We start from the raw sequence: 7,013 nt of genomic DNA on the forward strand, positions 1-7,013 counted from the left end.
AATATCCTTGTATGGGGTTGAGCTTGAACGGTGAAGCTGCGCGCTTCAGGGCATGACCTTCAGGTCTTTCACGAACTGCGTGGTGTAGGCTTGTTTCCAGTCGGTATCGGCCTTGAGCAGCCCGGCCCCCACCATGAAGTCGCGCGTCTTCTGCCAGCGTGCATCGGTCATCACGCCGATGCCGTAGCGGGCCGCATCGCCACCGCCGACCATGTGGTACTCCTTGAGTTTGTCCACGCCCCAGGCGAGCTGGTCGTCCTTCATGTTGGGGTTTTCCTGCTTGATCAGCGCATTGGCCGGGGCGGGGTCCGCCAGGTAGCTCTTCCAGCCTTCCATGCTCGCCTTGACGAAGCGCGCGACCACGTCCGGCTTCTCCTTGACCATCTTTTGCATGGCGACGATGGTGGTGCCGTAGGGCGGATAGCCATCGTCGGCGAACAGGAAGAAGCGCGTCTTGGCACCGGCCTTGCTGGCCGAGAACACTTCGGAAGAGGCATACGCCTGCTGGGCCGATTGCGGATCGGCAAAGAAGGGCTGCAGGTTGAAGGTGTAGACGCGCGACTGCGATTCCTCCAGCTTGTACTTGCCCTTGAGCCACGGCCACCAGGTGGTGCGTCCCGAGGTGGAGACCAGCACCGTGCGGCTCTTCAGGTCGGCCAGGCTCTTGACGTCCTCGTGGGTCATCATGCCTTGCAGGTCGGTCTGGAAGGAGGTCGCCACGGTGGTCACCGGCACGCCTTGCTCCACGCTCTTGAGCACCTGCAGGTCATAGCCCATCAGGAAATCGGCCTGGCCGCTGGTGAGGATCTGCATGCCATTGACCTGCGGGCCGCCCATGCGCACGGTGACATCGAGGTCGTACTTCTTGTAGATGCCTTTCGCTACCGCCTGATAAAAGCCGCCATGCTCCGCCTGGGCATACCAGGAGGTGAGGAACGTCACCTTATCGGCAGCTAGCGCGGGGGCGGGGATGGCGGCGAGCGTCAGCGCGGCGCAGGCGCCGGTAATCAACAGGCGGCGCAATGGGGAAGGCGTCTTCATGGGGGCTCCTGTGCGGATGTTTGCGGGGGAAACCAGGATGGGCACGGCGACAGGCGGGCGACGACGCGGGACGCAAGCGGCGCCATGGCCGGCAGATGTGTCCGCGAAATGGAATAAGGGCGTGAAGATGGGGGACATCGTGGGCGCTCTCTTTTCTCTCGTGCCCGGCCTGGTGGCCGGATCCAAACGCCCGGATGCCTCGCGATGCGAGTCAGCCAGGCGTGCGACCGGATGGTCGCGAGAGCAATGTCCCGCGCCGGCATGCGCCTGCCCACTGGGGGAGGCGCATCGGCGCTAACCGCTTCTACTCGATAGTTTGTTCAGCAAGAGGTGTGCCAACGGCAGCGGTGAACGCCGCGCCCCAAATGCGCCGGATCGTGGCAAGCCCCTGAGTGGCACTGGTGCATGATCCCCTGCTTCGACGCGCGATGTGCACCAATTCGGTGAGTGGCGCGGTGGCCGGTGCGATCAGGGGCTGGTGCTGGTCCTGACCAGCCCGCTGCAGCGGCCTAGCGCGGTGGTGACACAGCACGCGTTGCCGGACCAGTCGCCACCGATCACCAGGCCAGTGGGACCAGCGATCAGGCGGCGATGGCACAGGCCGGGCACCAGCAGGGGCTCCGGTGACGTGGGCGCGCGCGCATCGCGCGGGCCGCCGCCCGGCGCACGCGCTGGTGGCACCTCCTCGGTCCACAAGTAGGCGGTGCCGCCCGGCACGGCCTGCACGGATTGCGGCGGGCCCCACTGTGCCTTGGCTTGTTCGATCGGGGCGGCTTGCCACGAATCCAGGATGCGCTGCATGGCGGATTGCTCGACGCTTGCGCAGCCGCCCAGGGCGATGGCGGCGAGTGGGGTCAACCAAAGGCGAGGGGAGATGGAGAGACGGCGAACGACAGACATGGCGACTCCAGGGGGAGCAGGCATGCTCCCTCCGTGCAGCCTAGCCTAGCCGCCGGCCTCGCCGCAAGCGGCCGCAGGCGCCTTATGCGGGCTTGCCCACAGTCGGCGCCAGCACGGCCTTGTTGGCATCCCGGGACAGCTCGTGCGCGCCGTCGTCATCGCCGCCGGCCTGGCCCAGGTCCATGCCCTTGGTTTCCGGCAGCAGCAAGGCGGCGCCCATCACCATCATGTAGCCGACGCCGGCCACGATGGCGATCGCCAGTGGCAGCGAGGTGCGGCCGGTGCTGAGCCAGCCTACCGTCAGCGGAAAGAGCGAGCCGATCACGCGCCCGACGTTGTACGAGACGCCATAACCCGTGGCGCGGATGTCATTGGGGTAAGACTCCGAGATGGTGGCGCCGATGCCGGCGAAGACGCCCTGCATCAGCACGCCCAGCGGGAAGCCCAGGAACAGCATCGACGTGTTCGATACCGGGATCACCATATAGACCAGCGCCATGACAAAGGCGCCGGCGGCAAAGGCGATATAGGTCAGGCGGCGGCCCCAACGGTCGGTGGCATAGGCGCCGGCCACATAGCCCACCAGCGAGCCAACGATCGTCATCGCCAGATAGGAGCTGGTGCCGAACACCGACAGCCCGCGCTCGGTCTTGAGGAACGTCGGCAGCCAGGTGGCAATCGCATAGTAGGCGCCCAGCATGCCGCCCGACAGCAGGCTGCACAGCACGGTCTTGCCCAGCAGCGGCCTGCGGCCGAGCCGCGCCAGCTGCTGCCAGGCGGTGGGCCCGCTGCCGGCGCCACCGGCGGCGCGTTCGGCCTGGCTCTTGGTGAAAACTTCCGGCTCCTCCAGGTTGCGGCGCAGGTAGATCACCACCAGCGCCGGCAGGATGCCCATGAAGAAGCAGACGCGCCAGGCGGTTTCGGCCGGGAAGATGCTGAAGGTGATGGCGTAGGCAATGGCCGCCGCGCCCCAGCCGAAGGAGTAGCTGCTGGCGGTGAAGCCGGAGTATTTGCCGCGGTGCGCCGGGTTGCGGATCATTTCCGTCACCAGCACCATGCACAGCGAGGATTCGCCGCCGAAGCCCAGGCCCTGGAGCATGCGAAAGGCCAGCAGTTGCTCGGGGGTGTTGGCCAGCCCGCACAGGAAGCAGGCAACGGCGAACACCACGATGGTCCAGCGCAACACGCGCACCCGGCCATAGCGGTCAGCCAGGACGCCCGCACCGATGGCGCCCACCAGTGAGGACACCAAGGTCCAGGTGACAATGGCGCCGGCGGCCGATTTGCTCATGCCCCACTGGGTGAGCAACGTTGAAATCAGGAAGGAATAGATCATGAAGTCGAACACGTCGACCGCATGACCGAGGAACGCGCCGTAAAACCCCTTGCGCTCCATTGTCGATAAATCCTTGAACCAGGTGAACATGATCTCTCCTTCGTGTCTTTGCTTCGGGGGCGGTGCGCTGGTTTTTTTGGCGCCGGTGCGCGTTACACCGGGTCGGACCGGGATTGGGATTGGGACTGAGCCGAGGCCGGCGGTGGCCGGAAGGCAAAACCCGCGGCTTCCAGCAACTGGGCAAAGCGCAATGCGGTCAGGTCCTCGAACCTTCCGGCGACGATCTGCACGCCCACCGGCAGGCCACTGCGGCCCGGGCCGATCGGCGCTACCGTCGAGGGCAGGCCGCACAGGCCGGAGTGCCCGGCCCAGAACAACTGGCTGGTGAGCGGTTGCGCCCGGCCATTGACCTGGAGCATGCGCTGCCACGGCTCGCCGGCTTCATCCAGCACAAAGGCGGTGGTCGCGGCTGCCGGGCACAGCAACACGTCAACCTCGCCAAAAAAGCGCTGCCAAGCCTGCGCGAAGGTGGCCCGGGCTTGCTGCAACTGCAGCCATTGCCGGTGCCGGATGGCGGCGCCGGTGAATTGCAGCGTGGCGTAGCCGTGGTCGTCGGGCGCGGCGCCTGCGGCGCGGGCCAGCACGGCATCGAAGCCAGCGTCATCCATATGGATCGACGTGGTAGCCCGCAGCATCAGCACGTAGGTGTGCCAGAGAGCCGAGGCATCGAAGTCCGGGCGCGCGTTCCAGCGTACCTGGGCGCCTTGTCCCTCCAGCCAGCGGCCGAGCTTTTCGATTTCGTCGCTGACTTCCCCGTCCGCCTCGCACAGCGGATGGCTCGGCAGCACGGCGACGCGGAAGTCGGCAAGCGCGCGCTTGTCGCAGGGCGGCAGCGTCAGGCGATAGGCCTGCGCTTCAATGCCGTCCGGGCCAGCCAGCGCTCGCAGCAGCAGTTCCAGGTCGTGCGCGCTGCGCGCCAGCGGCCCCGCCACGTTGATGTCCTGCTCGCCGTAGCCGTGGCCGATGCCATGGCCGCGCAGCGGCACCAGTCCGTGGCTGCTCTTGTGCGAGAACACGCCGCAGTAGTGCGCCGGGTTGCGCAGCGACGAGCCGATGTCGGAGCCCACGTCAAAGAAGCTCATGCCCGCGCAGACCGCTGCGGCGCTGCCGCCGGACGAACCGCCCGGGGTGCGGCTGAGGTCGCGCGGGTTGCGGGTGGTGCCGTAGATGGCGTTGTAGCTTTGCCAGTCGCGCAGCCCGATCGGCACGTTGGTCTTGCCAAGCAGGACCGCGCCGGCCGCGCGCAGGCGCTCGACCACGGCCGAGTCGCTGGCGGCAATGTTGTGGCGCTGCGCCGGGTTGCCGCACGTGGTGGGCCAGCCTGCCACGTCGAAGGATTCCTTGATGGAGAAGGGAATACCGTCCAGCAAGCCAAGCGGCTCCCCGCGGCGCCGGCGTTGGTCGCTGGCCTCGGCTGCTGCGCGCGCGGCGGTGAAATCCGCCAGGATGAGGGCGTTGATCTCCCGATGCGAGGCGGCATAGGCTGCCTCGCACCAGTTCACCAGGTTCTGCGCGCTGGCGTCGCCTTTGGCCAATAGCGCCGCGGCTTCCCACACTGGCAGGAAGCACGTCTCTGGCGGCTGGGTGTCGGTGCTTGCTGTGTCTTGCCGCGTCACGCATTCGCTCCGTATTGTGGGGGCCGTTGCTATGGCGCCAGGGTTGGGGGTGAATCGGGCTTTTCGTTAGAATCGGTATACTATATTCATTGAATTGCCGAGAGCAAGGCAAATGTTCGAGCGCCCGCAATTCGCCGTGTTCTGGTGCAATGCAGCAGGTTTCGGCACAAACTCGCGGCTCATGGGAAGGGATTGCTAGACGTCGCGCACCTTGGCGGTGCGCGAGTTGTGAGGTATTTGGTATACCGTTTGTGATCTGTGGGCTAGCTGGTCAGCAGTCGCCTCGCCTAGCGGTCGAAGAAAGACAAGGTCTGTTGGTCTGGGCTTGGTGGCTTGCGCCGGTGGGGCGCCGGGGTGGGCGATGCAGTCTGCGGCTGTGCTTTCGACCGGGGCGCGTCCGGTGGTTGCAGCTCGAATCGCCGCACCGCTTCCAGCGGAACGGCAGCGGCGAGCAAGGCCGGCAGCCGTGGCGCCAGGATCTGATAGGTGTCCAGGTCAAAGCGCGCGGGCGAGGACAGCAAGCTTGGCGCCTCCTCCAGCGTGGGTACCGAGCCCAGGTAGCACCAGTCTTCCAGGACATGCCACCACGCCTTGGCGCCGTGCTGCTCGCGCCATGCCACTGCACCCGCGAACGCCCAGGGCTGGATCGCCAGGTTGGCCAATGCGGTGACCGCCCGTTCGCGGTGAGCTGCGAGGGACTCGTCGCCGGTGCACGCGCCCAGGCAGCGGTGCAGTTGACGCGCGAAGCAGGGCAGGCCGCGCCGCGCGGTTTTTTCCAGGGCGAGGGCGACCTGGCAGAGCTGATGGGTTTGGGCCAGTTCTGCCAGCCGGGCCTGGGCGCTGGCCCGGCTGGGAAAGGCGCCATATAGATTAGGGTGCCGGCTGAAATCGGTGTGGCGATCCGAGCGCAGTATCGGCGCGCTCAGCCCGGGGGGCAGTTCCCACGCGTAGAGTCCTGCATTCTGGCGCAGCATCTGGTTGTGCAGCGGCTGCATCGTCTTGATCAGGTGCGCTTCCAGCAGCAGTGCGCCAGCCTCACCGCCAGTCTCGCGCCATTCGACGTGGCGCACCGCGCGCGCCAGCCGCATTTCCAGGGCGGCACGATGATCGCCGGAGAAATGCGCGCCAATGCGTTGGCGCAGGTGGATGCTCTTCCCTATATAGAGAGGCATGTCCTGGTCGCCATAAAAGAGATAGACGCCAGGGGTGTCGGGAACGTCGTCCAGTGCGGTTTCTTCGAGCCCGGCGGGCAGGCTCGCCCGCTTGATCAGCGACTGCACTGCGGATTCGACCAGGTCCATCGTGTAGAGCTCGTGGACCTTCTGCCAGAATTGCCACAACAGTTCGGCATCGGCGAGAGCCCGGTGCCGGCCCTTGGGTTGCAACTCGAACCGGGCGATCAGCGCATCCAGCCCGTGGCGCGCGGCCGAGGGAAACAGCGAGCGCGAGAGCCGTAACGTGCACAGGACATCGGCGCGAAAGGTGACGCCGACACGGCGGAACTCATTCTTGAGGAAGCCATAGTCGAAACGTGCATTGTGCGCCACGAAGAGCTTGCCTTGCAGCCGCTCCGCGAGCGTTTCCGCCAGTGACTCAAAGCTTGGCCGACCGCGCACCATGTCGTCAGTGATTCCGGTCAGTTGCTGGATAAAGGGCGGGATGCCAATGCCCGGGTCTATCAGGGTGTCCCATTCGACAATACCGTCCGGTCCCACTTCCACGACGCCAATCTCGGTAATACGGTCGCGGGTGCCGTCGGCGCCCGTCGTTTCCAGGTCGACAAAGACAATCGGGCGTGAAAGTGCTGCTGCCAGCGCTTGCGCGTCCAGATACCGGGGCATATCCGCCGGCTGGTGCGATGGCTGGTAGATAGGAAGGTCAGGCATCCGTCGATTCTAATAGATTGAGGTAGCAGCCGCGCGACCCTGCGCAGGGGCATGGAAGCCTGCTTCATCACCGTGTCACAGACCGTTCTGAACAAATTCAAGAAAACGCTTGCCAAGGCCGAGGGGGTCCCCTATGATTCGCCCCCTCGCAACACGAAACACCGCTGCAAAGCA

At 65.9% G+C, this 7,013-nt stretch carries 5 protein-coding genes; all 5 read right to left on the reverse strand.

All coding sequences use genetic code 11. The features are described from left to right. Positions 1-45: 45 nt before the first annotated feature. The 5 genes from AC1RQK_RS33560 to AC1RQK_RS33580 all read right to left on the reverse strand — a co-directional run bounded on the left by AC1RQK_RS33560 (position 46) and on the right by AC1RQK_RS33580 (position 6,839). Positions 46-1,041 (reverse strand): ABC transporter substrate-binding protein, encoded by a 996-nt coding sequence (locus tag AC1RQK_RS33560; RefSeq protein ID WP_492375717.1) that lies wholly within the window; start codon positions 1,039-1,041, stop codon positions 46-48. Between the two features lie 468 nt (positions 1,042-1,509). After that, positions 1,510-1,941, reverse strand: coding sequence for a hypothetical protein (locus AC1RQK_RS33565; RefSeq protein WP_492375716.1), 432 nt, complete (start codon positions 1,939-1,941; stop codon positions 1,510-1,512). 82 nt (positions 1,942-2,023) lie between these two features. Further along, complete coding sequence (locus AC1RQK_RS33570; protein WP_492375715.1) at positions 2,024-3,367, reverse strand: MFS transporter; 1,344 nt, start codon at positions 3,365-3,367, stop codon at positions 2,024-2,026. A 62-nt stretch (positions 3,368-3,429) separates the two neighbouring features. Continuing rightward, on the reverse strand, positions 3,430-4,953 hold the full coding sequence (locus tag AC1RQK_RS33575) for an amidase (protein WP_492813693.1): 1,524 nt from the start codon (positions 4,951-4,953) through the stop codon (positions 3,430-3,432). A 287-nt stretch (positions 4,954-5,240) separates the two neighbouring features. Continuing rightward, entirely contained in the window at positions 5,241-6,839 is a 1,599-nt protein-coding gene (locus AC1RQK_RS33580; protein WP_492813695.1) for a 3'-5' exonuclease family protein, read from the reverse strand. Positions 6,840-7,013: the final 174 nt, after the last annotated feature.

The sequence above is a fragment of the Cupriavidus sp. GW822-FHT02D05 genome (assembly GCF_058802485.1).

Bases quoted from the DNA above. Each gene is read 5' to 3' on its own strand.
- AC1RQK_RS33560 (WP_492375717.1), bottom strand. From the start codon at position 1,041: ATGAAGACGCCTTCCCCATTGCGCCGCCTGTTGATTACCGGCGCCTGC.
- AC1RQK_RS33565 (WP_492375716.1), bottom strand. From the start codon at position 1,941: ATGTCTGTCGTTCGCCGTCTCTCCATCTCCCCTCGCCTTTGGTTGACC.
- AC1RQK_RS33570 (WP_492375715.1), bottom strand. From the start codon at position 3,367: ATGTTCACCTGGTTCAAGGATTTATCGACAATGGAGCGCAAGGGGTTT.
- AC1RQK_RS33580 (WP_492813695.1), bottom strand. From the start codon at position 6,839: ATGCCTGACCTTCCTATCTACCAGCCATCGCACCAGCCGGCGGATATG.